16 protein-coding genes are annotated in these 16,541 nt (G+C 37.5%); 11 read left to right on the top strand and 5 right to left on the bottom strand.

The window, feature by feature from the left end; all coding sequences use genetic code 11:
- Positions 1 to 36 precede the first annotated feature (36 nt).
- Together QF028_RS24090 and QF028_RS24085 are read left to right on the top strand one after the other, a co-directional pair.
- Positions 37 to 1,002 (top strand): carbohydrate kinase family protein, encoded by a 966-nt coding sequence (locus tag QF028_RS24090; RefSeq protein WP_429469644.1) that lies wholly within the window; start codon positions 37 to 39, stop codon positions 1,000 to 1,002.
- Positions 1,003 to 1,627: 625 nt separating this feature from the next.
- Positions 1,628 to 2,134 (top strand): acyl-CoA thioesterase, encoded by a 507-nt coding sequence (locus QF028_RS24085; RefSeq protein WP_215002108.1) that lies wholly within the window; start codon positions 1,628 to 1,630, stop codon positions 2,132 to 2,134.
- 109 nt (positions 2,135 to 2,243) lie between these two features.
- Here QF028_RS24085 and QF028_RS24080 read toward each other — a convergent pair whose 3' ends face one another.
- Together QF028_RS24080 and QF028_RS24075 are read right to left on the bottom strand one after the other, a co-directional pair.
- Entirely contained in the window at positions 2,244 to 2,408 is a 165-nt protein-coding gene (locus QF028_RS24080; RefSeq protein WP_429469641.1) for a hypothetical protein, read from the bottom strand.
- 1 nt (position 2,409) lies between these two features.
- Entirely contained in the window at positions 2,410 to 3,729 is a 1,320-nt protein-coding gene (locus QF028_RS24075; protein ID WP_429469638.1) for an ATP-binding protein, read from the bottom strand.
- A 245-nt stretch (positions 3,730 to 3,974) separates the two neighbouring features.
- Between QF028_RS24075 and QF028_RS24070 the strand changes: the two genes are divergently transcribed.
- Entirely contained in the window at positions 3,975 to 4,976 is a 1,002-nt protein-coding gene (locus QF028_RS24070; protein ID WP_429469635.1) for a glutaminase, read from the top strand.
- 148 nt (positions 4,977 to 5,124) lie between these two features.
- The gene (locus tag QF028_RS24065; RefSeq protein WP_429469632.1) at positions 5,125 to 6,417 is read left to right on the top strand and encodes a Glu/Leu/Phe/Val family dehydrogenase; all 1,293 of its coding nucleotides are present in this window, start codon (positions 5,125 to 5,127) and stop codon (positions 6,415 to 6,417) included.
- A gap of 314 nt (positions 6,418 to 6,731) precedes the next feature.
- Here QF028_RS24065 and QF028_RS24060 read toward each other — a convergent pair whose 3' ends face one another.
- Complete coding sequence (locus QF028_RS24060) at positions 6,732 to 6,899, bottom strand: hypothetical protein (RefSeq protein ID WP_215002116.1); 168 nt, start codon at positions 6,897 to 6,899, stop codon at positions 6,732 to 6,734.
- Positions 6,900 to 6,987: 88 nt separating this feature from the next.
- Here QF028_RS24060 and QF028_RS24055 point away from each other — a divergent pair, with 88 nt between their 5' ends.
- From QF028_RS24055 to QF028_RS24025, 7 genes are all read left to right on the top strand, one after another.
- Positions 6,988 to 8,421 carry an alanine/glycine:cation symporter family protein gene (locus QF028_RS24055; RefSeq protein ID WP_429469629.1) on the top strand — a complete coding sequence of 478 codons (1,434 nt, stop codon included), beginning with the start codon at positions 6,988 to 6,990 and terminating at the stop codon, positions 8,419 to 8,421.
- A gap of 328 nt (positions 8,422 to 8,749) precedes the next feature.
- A complete protein-coding gene (locus QF028_RS24050; protein WP_215016824.1) occupies positions 8,750 to 9,172 on the top strand; it encodes a CBS domain-containing protein in 423 nt (140 codons plus the stop codon).
- 251 nt (positions 9,173 to 9,423) lie between these two features.
- Complete coding sequence (gene bioW, locus QF028_RS24045; RefSeq protein WP_429469626.1) at positions 9,424 to 10,209, top strand: 6-carboxyhexanoate--CoA ligase; 786 nt, start codon at positions 9,424 to 9,426, stop codon at positions 10,207 to 10,209.
- Entirely contained in the window at positions 10,190 to 11,548 is a 1,359-nt protein-coding gene (gene bioA / locus QF028_RS24040) for an adenosylmethionine--8-amino-7-oxononanoate transaminase (protein WP_429469623.1), read from the top strand. The genes bioW and bioA overlap by 20 nt, the downstream gene beginning before the upstream one ends.
- On the top strand, positions 11,538 to 12,710 hold the full coding sequence (gene bioF, locus QF028_RS24035) for an 8-amino-7-oxononanoate synthase (RefSeq protein ID WP_429469620.1): 1,173 nt from the start codon (positions 11,538 to 11,540) through the stop codon (positions 12,708 to 12,710). The genes bioA and bioF overlap by 11 nt, the downstream gene beginning before the upstream one ends.
- On the top strand, positions 12,707 to 13,408 hold the full coding sequence (gene bioD / locus QF028_RS24030; protein ID WP_215002128.1) for a dethiobiotin synthase: 702 nt from the start codon (positions 12,707 to 12,709) through the stop codon (positions 13,406 to 13,408). Before bioF ends, bioD begins: the two co-directional genes overlap by 4 nt.
- Before the next feature lie 166 nt (positions 13,409 to 13,574).
- Positions 13,575 to 14,783, top strand: coding sequence for a cytochrome P450 (locus tag QF028_RS24025; RefSeq protein WP_429469617.1), 1,209 nt, complete (start codon positions 13,575 to 13,577; stop codon positions 14,781 to 14,783).
- Positions 14,784 to 14,965: 182 nt separating this feature from the next.
- Here QF028_RS24025 and QF028_RS24020 read toward each other — a convergent pair whose 3' ends face one another.
- Both QF028_RS24020 and QF028_RS24015 read right to left on the bottom strand, forming a co-directional pair.
- Positions 14,966 to 15,643: a sulfite exporter TauE/SafE family protein gene (locus tag QF028_RS24020; RefSeq protein ID WP_429469614.1), complete on the bottom strand. Its 678-nt coding sequence runs from the start codon at positions 15,641 to 15,643 to the stop codon at positions 14,966 to 14,968.
- A gap of 73 nt (positions 15,644 to 15,716) precedes the next feature.
- Positions 15,717 to 16,541, bottom strand: coding sequence for an urease accessory protein UreD (locus QF028_RS24015; protein WP_215002135.1), 825 nt, complete (start codon positions 16,539 to 16,541; stop codon positions 15,717 to 15,719).

The raw sequence follows: 16,541 nt of genomic DNA, 5'->3' as shown, positions 1-16,541 counted from the left end.
TTAATAGAAGCGGTAAGAATGGAGAGTGGAAAATAAATGAATAAAACATCCCGCTCAGTTATGTGCGTTGGAGAGCTGTTAATCGATTTTTTCTGTACAGATATTGATGTTAATTTAAAAGAAGGTGATCATTTCCTAAAGAAGGCTGGAGGTGCCCCAGCGAATGTAGCAGCTGCAATTTCAAAGCTAGGTGGGGTGGCGAGTCTTATTGGGAAAGTAGGAAATGACCCATTTGGATCATTCTTGATAGAAACTTTAAACGAGGTGGGTGTAGATACATCGATGGTTGTTACCGATGATTTAGCACCAACAACCTTAGCATTTGTTTCTCTCCAAGCAGACGGTGAAAGGGATTTTGTATTCAATAGAGGAGCAGATCAACATCTAACAGACGAAAACTTAAATTTAGATAGACTAAGTAGAGCAAAAATACTACACTTTGGATCCGCAACAGCGTTACTTGATAACCCTTTTAAAACAACCTACTTTAATGCAATGAACTTTGCGCAAAATAGTGGAATATTCCTATCATTTGACCCTAATTTCCGTAAGGATTTATGGAAAAATAGAATAGAAGAATTTATTAGTTTAGCTAGAAAAGGTATATCCATGGCTGATTTTGTAAAAGTAAGTGAAGAGGAGCTTGAACTTATCACAGGAAAAATGGATAAGTATGAAGGAATAGAGAAGCTCCATCATTTGGGCGCAAAAATTGTGGCTGTGACTCTTGGAAGTGAAGGAACTCTTCTTTCAAATGGAAATGATGTGGGTGTAATAAACAGTATAGAAATAAATTCAATTGACTCTACCGGTGCTGGTGATGCATTTGTCGGGGCTGCTTTATATCAGTTTGCAAACTTGGAGTCCATTAATACAATTCTTAATGATTTTAGTAAACTGAAAGAGATCATTCTATTTGCAAATAAAGTAGGGGCACTTGTATGTACAAGGGTAGGAGCGATATCTTCCTTACCAAACGAAGAGGATATATTAAAAATTTAGTCATTTTTACTCATGCAGTAAGTTTAAAGAGTCTGATTACAAGAATAGGATAGAAGTCATTCTTAAGCAGTGACATTTATATTCAGCAAAGAAAGGAATCGTGGCATGATCTGCCGTGGTTCCTTTTTAAATGAAGGCTGAGAGATAAAAAAATGCCGTGCCGATTTAGTTGGTTTTTTTTTTTACTATTTTTTTATAACGGTAATCCATATTAATCCCTAAAATTATACGATATAAAAGTTTTTTATATGTGGTTATAATTTTATATCATTTTATTTATTTCAATAATTGCATTATTCTTAGACATATAAATACTTCTCTAATGAGAAACAGAATCATGGGGGATATTGTGCATGGAAATACAGAAAACCCAAAAAAATTCTTGTCGATACTTTCATGGTCCAAATCTTGGCTATAAAATGGAAAATTTGGGTTATGTAAATGGTTCCATAAAACATTTTTTTGTATTGGGATGGAAAATGAAGTCGTTAGTTTCTTTCACTGTCAACTAGTTATATGTAAGATCCAGAAACTTAATTATTAGAAGACTAAGAGCTTTATAGTGTGTGTCAATTAAAGCTATCTCGTAGAAGATGGTGCCAGTAGTTCAATAGGGGAGTATATTATGGAAGCAAAATATTGTAAAGAATCACGAGTTATAAGAACAAGTCGTGTATTTCCAAATGACGTAAACAATCACCATACATTATTTGGAGGAAAATTAATGAGTGATGTGGACCAGGTAGCTTCTATTTCTGCGGCTCGCCATAGTCGCAGGGAATGTGTAACTGCTTCAACCGATTCAGTTGACTTCTTATATCCTGTTCGTACAACAGATTCGGTCTGTTTTGAATCATATGTGACATGGACAGGGACGTCGTCTATGGAGATTTTTGTGAAAATTATTGCTGAAGATTTAAAAAGTGGTAAACGTACAATTGCAGCAACAGCTCTATTAACATTTGTCGCACTTGATGAACATAAACGTCCAACACATGTTCCACAGGTTATTCCGGAAACAGAAGAAGAGAAAAAATTGCATGAGACCGCACCAGAGCGAGCAAGAGTTCGCAAAGAAAGAAAACAAAAGAGCAAAAAATTAGCTGCTTTTTTAACAACAAATTATCCTTAAGGTCAACAAAGCTTATGTTAATTTTGTTAACGAATAGTATATTTTTCTCGTCTTATAACAGAAAAACTTCACTAAACAACGGTTCAGTGAAGTTTTTTCGTCATTGAGACTATGCAAGGACTCTCTCAAGTATATCAATGTCTAACCTGTTTCCATCCAATAAGGATCCATTTGCTGCCTCCCCGGCCACTTCCCCTAAGCCCTCGTCTTCGATGATTTGAGCCAGCATCGAACGAACGGCTTCATCATCATCTATTATATGAAAAAGTAACAAATCACCCTTTCTCCATTAAATGATTGGCCGATAAGCGGATAGTGAAAATGGACCCTGTTCCTTCTAATCTATTCTGCACTGTAATATCACCTTCAAGTTGTTCAACTATCTCTTTTACAAAGGATAATCCCATTCCCGTTGATGGATTTCCGGAATAATCATATTTAGTGGTAAACCCGGGCTTGAAAATTAAATTTTTATGTTTCTGGATAAAACCAGGGCCATTATCTTTGATCTGGAATTTAACCAAATGGTTTTCCCTTTCAATACTAATGGTAATCTTGCCCGTTTTATCGATGGCTTCTACGGCGTTAGTGACGATATTATTGATAATCGATAAAAGGGTAAAAACATGGTAAGGGGGATGAGCTCCTGTAATGGAATATTCAACTTGAATATTTTTTCCAAGGATACTGGCATATTTTTCATTTGTTCGTTTGATAATGGAAACTAGTTCAACCAGGTTCATATAATCTGTAAAACTTTCATCAGAAATAAGTTTTGAAAGTCCCGCATAAATACGTTGGTTATCTTTTTTTATTTCATGGACTTCGCCGGCTATTGTCAATGCCTGCCTGCCGAGGTCCTTGACTGTATGGGTAGTCGTCCCTTCGTTTTGCAAAACATTTAAGCATTTGTATAGATCATATGATTTTTTTGTGATGTTTTCAGCATCTAGCAATGTTTTTTTTAAATGAATTGATTCCTCGTATAAATTGGAAATGAGCATGAGCATATGCTCATTTTGTTTTCTTATATGTTTTTCCCTTGCCTGTGCCTCATATAACTGCATGATCGTGAAAAAGCTGACAACCAGAAAGCTATGTGAAATCGCCATAATCAGAATTTCGCTAAGTGCTGCCAATTTAATCGTTATTCCCAATACAAAATATTGCATCAGTATCTCTGTCAAATCCGACAATATTTCGATGGTGATGCCAATCAATCCAATTAAAATAGGACGGTGATAAAATCGGTTTACTTTTGCCAAATAAAATAAACAAGCATAGGCAAAATAAAAGAAAAAACTAGGAAAATTAGCTTCAAAAGAGGAAGTCAAATTCATATTACCTTGGTTGATGAATTCTAGTAAAATACGAAAGACCACAACTTGTATAGCTGTCAATAAACCAGACAAAATAGCAGGAATTTTTCGGAACAATAACAAAAAGAATAAAAATATTGGTACACCAAAACTGACCCGGAACGTTTCATTAATCGGATAGAAATTTAATTCACCCGCCAAAGGGACTGTAATCATCATCAAAACGAGTATGAATAGGTCTTTTTTTACTAAAGGACTGATGTTCAAGCAGATCACTTCCTAATTTTTCTGAAAATTAGTATACAGATAGATTGGCCACAATACAATGCAAACTTTATTATTAGATACTCCAATTTTATTCGAGTAAAAAATTAAACGAAAGATAAAAAATTTTCTGTAGGTTTTTGTTATCTTTTGTAGTTCTAATTATAGAATCAATAATATCATTCCATCAGAAAATAGAAAGCGTTTTCTTTTGAGCGTGAAATGTTTTCCCTAAAAAAGAATTTAGAAAGAGAGGGTTGGAAGAGTTGATTCACATGATTAAAAAAAAGGAAAGAGATCAAATCGGGAACCAAAAGCAGGATTGGTTGGATGAATGGGTGGATCATTATCGTTCCTATGGTACAGAAGGACGATGTGCAAGCTACATTCCTGCTTTGGGAAAGGCAAACCCGTCACAGTTAGGTATTTGTATCGTAGGATCAAATGGACTAGTGGTCAAGTCGGGTGATTGGCAAGTCCCTTTCACATTACAGAGTATCTCAAAAGTGATCAGCTTTATAGCGGCATGTGTAAGTCGCGGAATTCCTTATGTGTTAGATCGGGTCGATGTGGAACCAACTGGAGATGCCTTTAACTCCATTATCCGCCTTGAAATGCATAAACCAGGTAAGCCGTTTAATCCCATGATCAATGCAGGAGCAATTACCATCGCATCACTGCTTCCGGGAGAATCATCAAAAAATAAATTGGAGTTTCTTTACAAATTTATCGAAAAAATGATAGGGAAACGTCCGAACATCAATGCGGAGGTTTTTCAGTCAGAATGGCAGACTGCCAATCGAAATAGAGCAATAGCCTATTATTTAAAAGAGACGGGTTTTTTAGAATCAGAGGTGGAAGAAGCTTTAGAAGTTTATCTGAAGGTGTGTTCCTTAGAAGTAAATACGGAAGATATAGCCCTGATTGGAATGATTCTTGCTCATGATGGATATCACCCAATTCAAAAACAACAAGTACTGCCTGTTGAAGTGGCCAGACTTTCCAAAGCCTTAATGCTTACCTGTGGAATGTACAATGCTTCAGGCAAATTTGCCGCCTTTGTCGGAGTACCAGCCAAAAGCGGGGTATCGGGAGGTATTTTAGCAACAGTTCCCCCAAGTATGAAAAGAGAACTGCCTTTTCAAGATGGATGTGGAATTGGTATTTATGGACCAGCTATTGATCAGTATGGAAATAGCCTGACGGGTGTTAAGCTATTGAAACATCTATCGCAAGAATGGAATCTGTGTATTTTCTAAAAACATCTTATCAGAAAGATGTAATCGTCGAATTGTATAAAAATACCATAGTCCAAGGAAGATTTCATTGGACATTTGAAAAATTCATACGAAACTAAGAAAACGATACAATAAAACTTTTATTCTTTTAAATTATGGGGTGATATTAATGGTATTAACAACTACTGTAGAAAAGCTAGCCGAAGAACAGAAAAAAGAAAAGGAATCTCTAGATTTATTTCTTTCTACACAAACGGTCATAAAAGAGGCGTTGGATAAATTAGGTTATTCAAATAATGAATTTGAATTATTCAAAGAACCTATCCGAATGCTCACTGTCCGCATACCTGTAAAAATGGATGATGGTTCAATCAAAGTGTTTACCGGTTTTCGTTCCCAACATAATGATGCAGTAGGTCCGACAAAAGGAGGCATACGCTTTCACCCAGAAGTGAACGAAGAAGAGGTAAAAGCCTTGTCTATTTGGATGAGTTTAAAGTGCGGCATTGCGAACCTCCCTTTCGGAGGTGGAAAAGGCGGCATTAAGTGTGACCCGAGATTAATGTCGTTTGCAGAACTGGAAAGATTGAGTCGTGGTTATGTTCGTGCCATCAGCCAAATTGTCGGGCCTACAAAAGATATACCGGCACCCGATGTATATACAAACTCTCAAATCATGGCTTGGATGATGGATGAGTATAGCCGCCTTCGTGAATTCGATTCTCCAGGATTCATTACGGGCAAGCCCCTTGTTTTAGGGGGGTCAAATGGACGTGAAACGGCAACAGCCCGGGGTGTAACCATCTGTATTGAAGAAGCGGTAAAGAAAAAAAACATTGAATTGCAAGGTGCCCGCATAGTGATTCAAGGTTTTGGGAATGCAGGAAGCTTTTTGGCCAAATTCATGCATGATGCTGGAGCAAAAGTGATTGGTATTTCGGATGCATATGGTGCTCTTTATGATCCACAAGGGCTTAATATTGATTACCTGCTCGATCGACGCGATAGTTTTGGTACAGTAACAACTTTATTTAACAATGTTATCACGAATCAAGAATTACTGGAAAAAGAATGTGACATTCTGGTGCCGGCTGCCATTTCCAACCAAATTACAGCACAAAACGCCAATCGTATTAAAGCTTCCATCGTAGTGGAGGCAGCTAACGGGCCAACAACCCTTGAAGCAACCAAAATTTTGGATGAAAGAGGAATCCTCCTTGTTCCGGATATATTGGCAAGTGCAGGTGGTGTCACCGTATCTTACTTTGAATGGGTTCAGAACAATCAAGGATTTTATTGGTCAGAGGAAGAGGTGGCTGAAAAATTACGAAAAGTAATGGTCGATTCTTTTGAAAATATTTATCAAACAACACATGACCATCAAGTTAATATGCGCCTAGCAGCGTATATGGTTGGTATAAGAAAACTGGCTGAAGCCTCACATTTCCGGGGCTGGATCTAAAATGCGAGATTTTCTACAATTATATGGAAGAAGGAGATTTACTTGTGGATTATCACTGTCCATTCAAAAAACAATCTAAACATGTTTGAGTTTGACACTGAAGAAGAAGCAAAAGAAGCTTTCGAAAAAATGAAGGGCTCTAAAATTCTTACTGAGATCCTTTACCTGTCGAAGATCCACTAGCGGGTCTAGATATCCAACGTAAGACAAGTTATGTAGACTATATTGGAGGGAACAAATCAATGGGCCCCAAATTGGTTAGGTTAGAGGGTCATCTCACATGCCCATTAAGCTAACAAAATGGGGTCTTTTTTTCAATGGTTTCTTTCCACAGCGAAAAAAGAAACATTTTCTTCCGCTGCATAAGCATCCATGTCTATACGGAGATCAGCTAACGCTGCAAATGATGCTGATGCAATAAACCCTGTTAAAAAATGATCTTTTATTAAGATTCCAGCAGCAGGTGGCACCATCGCCGGCACTGACCTACTTCGATTCGAACCATTTCTATCAAACTGATGTCCTAATTACTTCAATATAAACTACTAAATTTTAAAAAGGGGTGGTAAAATGCCACAATTATTACAAAATATGATTGGTATAACAAATGAATTCCTTTGGTCAAAATTACTAATTATTATGCTTGTTTCTTGCGGGATTTATTTCACATTTAAATCGAAATTTGTACAGTTTCGAATGTTAAAGGAAATGGTCCGTGTTTTAATGGAAGGGAGAACTAGTTCTAAAGACAACATTTCCCCATTTCAAGCGTTCTGTATTGGTATGGCCGCTCGCGTTGGGACAGGTAATATCACAGGAATTGCGATTGCGATTGCATTAGGCGGTCCTGGAGCGGTATTCTGGATGTGGATTATTGCTATTATTAGCTCAGCATCCAGCTTTATTGAAAGTACGTTAGCGCAAGTATATAAAGTAAAAGATAAAAATGGTTTCCGCGGGGGCCCATCCTATTATATGGAAAAAGGATTAAACAAACGTTGGATGGGAGTATTATTCTCCATTTTAATTACGCTTTCTTTCGGTCTTGTATTCAATTCTGTACAATCAAATACCGTTTCAATTGCTTTTGAGAACTCATTTGGTACAGATCGTTTAACTTTAGGGATTATCATGGCACTTGCTTTCGCTGCGATTATCTTTGGCGGTGTGAAGCGAATTGCAAAAATGGCTGAATACAAGGTTATGATTCTAGCTGTGTTATACATTGGTATTGCATTATTTATCATAGCTACGAACATAACAAAAATGCCGGAAATTCTTTCTCTTATTGTTAAAAATGCGTTTGGCCTTGAACAAATAGCAGGCGGTTCAATCGGCGCTGCACTCATGAATGGAGTTAAACGTGGTTTGTTCTCGAATGAAGCTGGAATGGGGAGTGCGCCAAACGTTGCCGCAACGGCAACAACAAGTCATCCGGTTAAACAAGGACTTATTCAAGCATTTGGCGTATTAACGGATACACTAATCATCTGTACAAGCACAGCATTTATTATTTTACTTTCTGATGCTTACAAACAACCAGGGCTAAGTGGTATTGCACTTACACAAGCAGCATTAAGTGAACATGTCGGTTCCTGGGCATCAGGCTGTCTGGCTATTTTTATTTTTCTATTTGGATTCGGTGCGTTAATCGGTAACTATTATTATGGGGAAACAAATATTCGATTTTTACACACAAGTAAAGTATGGTTGATACTATACCGAATAAGCGTGTTAGCCATGATTGTATTCGGTTCCATTGCAAAGGTCCAGTTTGTATGGGATTTAGCGGATTTATTTATGGGCTTTATGGTTATCATAAACTTGATTGCTATTACATTACTAGCAAAAATAGCCTTTGCTGCTTTAACGGACTACATGAAACAGAAAAAAGCTGGTAAAGATCCTGTCTTTTATAAAGATTGTATTAAAAATCATGAAGGCATTGAATGTTGGGAGCACACTCCAGCTACTTCAAGTTCAAAAAAGGAAAAAGCGATGTAAATAATACAAAAAGATGTTCAGATACAGTACACGGGCCAACAAGCTTATCATCGATGGAAAACGGGAGAGATGACAGCTGTGAAGGCGAGAAAAATAACATTATATAATAGAAGGAACTCGTAAAAAAAAGTTGCCTTTGCTCAACGAGAGCAAAGGCTTTTATCAATTGGGAATACTTTTTTATATATCTTAATGTCTACTAACGTGTATTCAAAATTCTAAAACGGATTTCCTTTTAGTAAAAATGAAATCTTGCTTTGAGTAATAATTTAGATTCACATGGAGAAAATAAGAAGGAAAAATCAATCACCAATAGGAGGAAAAAACAATGACAATGGTACAAGACATTATGACAAAGGATGTTAAGGTGTGTGCATCACATGACTCTGTGACAGTAGCCGCAAAAATAATGCGTGATATCAACTGTGGTTCTGTTCCAGTTTGTGAAGGTAGAAAAGTTGTTGGAATGATTACAGATCGTGATATTGTATTGAATTGTGTAGCTGATGGGAAAGACTGCAATTCCGTTCATTGCCATGATTGTATGACTTCGGATGTAATCACTTGCTCGCCTGATACAGATGTACATGAATGTGCTCGAATGATGGCAGACCATCAAATCCGTCGCATTCCAGTTGTACAAAATGGTGAAATGATTGGTATTTGTGCCATTGGTGATCTATCAACAGTCAACATTCATGTAAACGAAGCTGGAGAAGCATTAAGTCATATTTCTGAACAGATTCAATAGGAACTGTTAGTTACATCCATTCCACCTGTAAAAAGCTATTAAAGAAAAACCAAAACAAGACAATAATTTGGGATAAACCTAAAAGTACTTAAAAATGGTTTATTCCTTTTTTCTTTAATAACTTTTAAATTACAAATACAATTTTGTTAACAATATTGACAGAAAAGGGTAACTATCTTATTATTCTAATTGTTAACCTATTGTTGATTTTGGTTTACAATTAGTATTACCCAGGTTGGGAGGTAGAAGATATGCAAGAGGGCAAGTATTATAGCATTAGAATGAGAGCTGCCAAGAATGGACCTCATGAACAAGGAGGAAAGCATATATCCGGTGGAGAACTACTTTCAACATATAGCAATATGAAACATGCAGTGAATGCTTTATTGGAAAAGGGCTTAACTCATTCAAGAGGAAATCCAGATTTTATGCAGATTCAGTTTGAATCTATTGACGAGCCTATAAAACTAGTTAAGCCATTACAAATTGCAACAAATGAAGTGGAATCAGTAGATGAAGGGCAATCATTCGCCAGGAGACTTTTGGAGAGAGAGGGGATCCCAAGAACGAGCATTGAAAAAGCGTATCAACTGATGACTGAATATTCAGGAATCAGGGGTGCTATTTTGATTGATATTCATTCAGGTGAACGAATTGATGAACGGAAAGAAAAGGGCTTGCGTGTTTCAAGAATGGACTGGTTGGACACGAATTTTGAAAAATGGGCTGACTACTTTAAAATGCCTAAGAATTCCAGAGTGAAGGAGGCACTTGTACTTGCAACAAAGGTGAATGAGCATCCAGCTACTGTCGCAGAATTATGTTGGTCAGATGATCCTGAATACATAACAGGCTATGTAGCTAGTAAAAAGCTAGGCTATCAACGCATTACAAAATTAAAAGAATACGGAGATGAACACGGCTGTCGAATCTTCTTTGTGGATGGCTTAAGCGATCTTCATTCATACATACACTACCTAGAAAAACAACCAATTTTTATTCAATGGGAGGAAGAGAATGACACAAGAGTTAATTGAAAAAAGTAAAAAGTATCTTTGGCTGCCTTTCACTCAAATGAAAGATTATGATGAAAATCCTTTCATTATTGAGAGTGGAAACGGAATTAAAGTAAAAGACATTTATGGTAAGGAATATTATGATGGATTTTCTGCTTTGTGGCTCAATGTACATGGCCACCGAAAAAAAGAATTGGATCAAGCGATTAAGAAACAACTTGAAAAAATAGCCCACTCTACATTGTTGGGGATGACAAATGTTCCAGCAACAGAGCTTGCTGAAAAACTAATTGAAATAAGTCCTGAAAAGTTAACACGTGTCTTTTATTCAGATAGTGGAGCAGAAGCGATGGAAATTGCTCTTAAGATAGCGTTTCAATATTGGATGAATATTGGTAGGCCAGAGAAACAAAAATTTATAGCGATGAAAAATGGCTATCATGGCGATACGATTGGGGCCGTTAGTGTTGGTTCAATCGAGCTTTACCATCAAGTGTACGGCCCATTAATGTTTGAGAGCTTTAAAGCACCAATTCCTTACGTATATCACTCTAAGAGTGGTGATCCTGTACAGTGCCGCGATGAATGTTTAGATATACTTGAACAGCTCCTGATTGAAAATCACCAAGAAATCGCTGCACTTACTATTGAATCAATGGTCCAAGGAGCCGGAGGTATGATTGTGATGCCAGAAGGATTTTTGGCAGGTGTACGTAAGCTTTGTACAAAATATGATGTCTTAATGATTGTTGATGAAGTAGCAACGGGATTTGGACGTACGGGGAAAATGTTTGCCTGTGAACACGAAGGTGTCCAACCAGACATAATGGCAGTTGGGAAAGGGATTACAGGAGGCTATTTGCCAATTGCTGCTACATTGACAACAGAGGAAATCTATATGGCATTCTATGATGACTACGAAAAGTTAAAAACGTTGTTCCACGGTCATTCTTATACAGGAAATCAGCTTGGTTGTGCAGTTGCAATTGAAAATTTACGTTTGTTTGAATCTGAAAATATTGTAGAACAGGTAGCCAAAAAGGCAGAGTATCTCCATTTACTCCTACAAGAGCTGCAATCGCTTCCGCACGTTGGGGATATTAGGCAACTTGGTTTTATGTGTGGAATAGAGCTTGTTTACTCAAAGGAAACAAAGGAGCCCTTTTCTGCTCATAAACGAGTAGGTTATCAGGTTACTTTAAAAATGAGAGAGCTTGGTATGTTAACGAGACCATTAGGTGATGTCATTGTATTTTTTCCTCCGCTTGTTAGTACTAGGGAAGAAATTAAAGCGATGGTCATGATCATGAAAGAAGCCATCATTGAGGTGACAAATGGGGTGACGAGTGTTGGAGCTTGATAGATGGTTAAGCCATCGATTAGACAAGACCAAAGAGGCTGGTTTGTATCGAAAGTTTCGAACAATGAATACGGCTCCGCTTCCTGAGATGTTGATTGATGGTCAGAGACAGATCGTCTTTTCATCAAATAATTATTTAGGGCTGGCGAATGATCGACGATTGGTTTATGCGGCAGAAACGAGCTTACATGATTTTGGAGTAGGAAGCAGTGGCTCAAGGTTAACGACAGGTCACACTGAATGGCATCAAAAACTTGAAGAAAGAATTGCAAGCTTCAAGCAAACGGAGAAAGCTCTCCTGTTTTCAAGCGGTTATTTAGCGAATGTCGGTGTGCTATCGTCATTGCCTGAAAAAGGGGATGTCATTTTAAGTGATCAATTAAATCATGCCAGTATTATCGATGGCTGCCGGCTATCCAATGCTGACACAGTCATTTATAGCCATGTCGATATGGGTGATCTTGAAGAAAAGTTGAAGGAAACAGCGTCATATCAGCGGCGTTTTATTGTAACAGATGGAGTATTTAGTATGGATGGTACGATTGCACCTCTTGATCAGATGCTCTCACTTGGTAAACGCTATCATGCCTACGTTATTGTTGATGATGCACACGCAACAGGTGTTTTGGGGGAAAATGGCAGGGGCACAAGTGAATATTTTGGTGTTCATCCCGATGTGGTGATTGGAACCTTAAGCAAGGCTGTTGGTACGGAGGGTGGTTTTGTTGCTGGTTCGAAGGTGTTAATTGATTTTCTGTTAAACCATGCGAGAACCTTTATTTTTCAAACAGCCATGCCACCGGCAATCTGTGCTGCTTCGTATGCAGCCATAGAGATAATTGAAGATAGTAAAGAAATACGCCAACTGTTATTTTCAAATGTAAAAAAAATAAAAATCAGTCTTGAAGAAATGGGTTATACCGTGAAGGGCGATCTTACACCGATTATTCCTGTAATCATTGGGGATACCGAAAAGGCTGTACAATTTGCGAAAAAATTACAGGAAAAAGGAATACATGCACCAGCGATTCGTCCACCAACCGTCCCAATTGGAGAAAGTCGTATCCGGTTAACAGTCTCCTCCGACCATGGTTCAAAAGAAATCGATTACTTGCTAGAGTCCTTTAATTTCATCGGAAAAGAGTTGAATATGATTAAATGAACGGTTTTTTTGTAACAGGAACAGATACAGGAGTTGGAAAAACCATTATTTCTAGTGGACTTGCAGCTGTATTAAAAGAGAAAAATGTGGATGTTGGCGTATTTAAGCCATTGTTGAGCGGTACTTCACGTGAAGATCCAGAAAGTGATACAAGCTTACTGAAGCAACTGTCACAAACATCTTTATCCTATGAAGAGATTACCCCTTTTGAATTTAAAGAACCACTTGCACCGTATGTTGCAGGGAAGCTAGAAGGGAAGATAGTGGGGATTGAAGATGTATTAAGTCACTGGGAAAAGATTAGAGGAAAACATGAATTTTTCATCGTAGAAGGTGCTGGCGGTATTTCAGTCCCACTGGGTGAACATTTCTTAGTTAGTGACTTAATTCAGGCGTTACAGCTGCCAATTGTGCTTGTAGCCCGACCTAATCTTGGTACAGTAAATCATATTTTTCTAACGGTTCAATACGCAAAAAGCCTAGGTCTGACGATTGCCGGAATCGTGATCAACGGCATAAGTGAATGTCCTGATCTTGCGGAAAAAACAAACCCGAAACTAATTGAAGAGTTATGTGGTGTGCCTATATTAGGCATCACACCTAAACTTAAAGAAATAACAAAAGATAACATTCAAAAAATGGTAAAGGATCACATAGATGTGACATTACTAATCAATCAAATGGAGGTAGGAAAATGAATAAATGGATGGAACTTGCAGATCAAGTGTTAGATGGGAAGGAAGTAACAAATTAGGAGGCCCTTTCAATCTTAGACTGTCCAGATGAGATAAATTTAAGAGTTTAACAGAGATGTGAGTTACACATCTCTGTTAAACGATCGTGATCTATTTTAGGGGGCGTGACATGACAACCGATTTAAATCAAACCATACCATTTTCATTTACTTCTCCTGAGTTTTTTAAAAATCCTTATCCATTTTACGATAAGCTGCGTTCCATTCATCCGATCTATTGGGGAAATCTATTAAAATATCCAGGATGGTACGTGACAGGATACGAAGAGGCGATAGCGATTCTTAAAGATACTAGATTTAAAAATCGCATCCCGCTGCCTCAGACTTCAAAAAAATATGAGCGGCTAAAAAACACCCAAAATGACATGATGCTTTTTAAAAATCAACCAGACCATAAGCGGTTGCGTTTACTGGTTAGTAACGTATTTACTCCTAGAATGGTGGAACATCTTCGTCCTTATATCCAAGAAACGGTAAACGATTTACTGCAACAGTTTCAAAATAAGAAAACAATGGATGTGGTTTCCGATTTAGCGTTTCCTTTAGCAAGTCTCATTATAGCGAAAATAATAGGAGTACCTCAAGAAGAGCGATATCAATTTAGAGAATGGGCGGCAAGCTTAATTCAAACCATTGATTTTACCCGTTCGAGAAAGGCGTTAGACAATGGGAATGCAATTACTATAATCTTAAGGGATTATTTTAAAGAACTGATTAAAAGACGGAAACACAGCCCTGAAGAGGACCTTGTCAGCTTGTTAATAAAGGAGGAACAGCAAGGGGACAGGTTAACAGACGAGGAATTATTGGCAACCTGCATTTTACTTGTTATTGCCGGTCATGAGACAACAGTCAATCTTATCAGCAATTCAATCCTTACCTTATTGAAACATCCTCATCAACTGATGGACCTAAAGGAAAAACCATTACTTATTGAAGGGGCGGTTGAGGAGTTTTTGCGCTATGAGAGTCCAACACAGATGACCGCTCGGATTGCTTCGGAGGATATCGAGATCCATCAAACAACTATTAAAAAAGGCGACCAGGTATATATCCTTTTGGGAGCTGCCAATCGCGATCCGAATAAATTCCATGATCCTCATTTATTCGACATAACGAGGAATCCGAATCCCCATCTTGCATTTGGATATGGCACGCATTTTTGTTTAGGTGCCCCGTTGGCACGGTTAGAAACACAAATTACGATTAAATCACTCCTGGTTTGGAAAGACAACCTTCAATTAGCGGCTCCTGACTTGCAATGGCGAAAAATGATTGGGTTTAGATCGTTAAACGAACTGCAAATTATATTTGACTGAGTCAGGATTTAGAGATTGCATATTTGGAATGGTGAATACGTACGGTAAAAGAAAACGGACACAAACTTGGACTTGGACTAGCCTAAGTAAATAAGACAATATATACGTTTATGAAGTGAATGTCTATAAAAAAGATCAATCCCTTATTAAAATGGATTGATCTTTTTATCAAATTCTGGCTTTTATATCCAAAGTTTAAATAGTCCTTCATTAATTCCTAAATTATACATATAATAGATTCCAAACATGACACTAATTGCTCCTGTTAGCAGGATAAGGCTGCGACTTAATTTTAAACGTTTCTTGCTCAATACAAATGGAATGCCGAGAATCGTTGTGAATATTAACATACCTATTGTTGTACCTACTCCAAATATAAAAATATACAAAACACCTTGCCAAACTGTGTCAACCGCGCTCATCGTAAGTAGAACCAATGCCGCACTTCCTGCAAGTCCATGAACAAATCCAATGAACAATGATTTAAAATAGGATACATCTTTCTTGTTCAAATGATCATTCTTTGAATGTTCTTCTTTTAGATGAGAGTGTTGTTTGTGCTTTCTAAATGTAAGTAAGCTCGTAATACCTAAATAGATAAGCATAATACCTACAAGAAATTCTAATGACATGGACCATTTATCCGACAAATCATTTTTCATTAGGATTAATATAATCCCAAGGATAAAAAGAGTTGCAGTATGTCCAATGCCCCAAAATACCCCAGCTAGAGAGGCATGCCATAACTTTTTGCTATTACTGGCAATAGTCGATACGGCAATGACATGATCAGGTTCAATCGCATGTTTAATCCCCAAAATGAACCCAAGTGCCAACACGGAAAACAAAGTAATCTCCATCAAGATCCTCCCTTAAACTTTTTCTCTGTTTAATTCGATACCCTTGTTGAATACTGAATCCAAATTTTACACCTTAATATTTTCTAAGAAAGCTTGGGGTTGTATCAAACCATTCATGACTAATCATATGATGGACATTCTTAAATATTCTTTCAATTTCCTGTGTTGAGTTTGCTAAAACCCGTACGGTAAATCCTTTAACAGCTAATTGGGATAATCCAACTTTATAGGTATTCGTTTCTGATTGGATCACATGATATAACCGATCCAGTAGCTCAGAGGTGGTTTGTTCCCCGATAACTAGCATAGAGCCCAAGTGAGAAAAACCTTCCATAAGTCCAATCGTTTCCACATTATGGTTTGCTGGACTTAACTTAATATGATCATAAGTCACAAGTTCATGATCCATGTATATTTCATTCATTAATTGAAGCCGGTCATAGCTAAATCTTTTCCCATCTGGAGACCAGCCTGGCGTAATAATATCTGAATAAAGAAACGTAGCGCCTTTTTCCATGTGGATGACATTTTTTTGTTTATATCGCGCTTGTCGATAGGCAATCAAAGGATCGGGAGTATACTCCAAAAAGCTGCCTTTCTTCAAAAAGATTTCCGTTTCCTGATATGCATGTGTATGGGGGGTTCTATACACTTTCGTAGCAGACTGTGTCGTTAATGTGAGTCTAGCCTGTTTCTCTAATGCAATTTGTATGCGGTATCGATCACCGTCTAAATAGCCTCCCCCAGGGTTTAAAATATAATAGCAGACTTGTCCCGAATCGTTGTGATAAATAGGGCGCATTACTTTCAATGCGCCCTGGAAATATACACTTTTTGCAACTGTCTTTCCTTTTCGATTTTCAACAGCTAAACGTAATTCTCCTGTCCAACCTGTCAT

The sequence above is a fragment of the Neobacillus sp. B4I6 genome, from assembly GCF_050434045.1.
Classification (GTDB): Bacteria; Bacillota; Bacilli; order Bacillales; family Cytobacillaceae; genus Neobacillus.
Note: the sequence above shows the minus strand (reverse complement) of the source record. Positions and strands in the feature narration are given on the sequence as shown.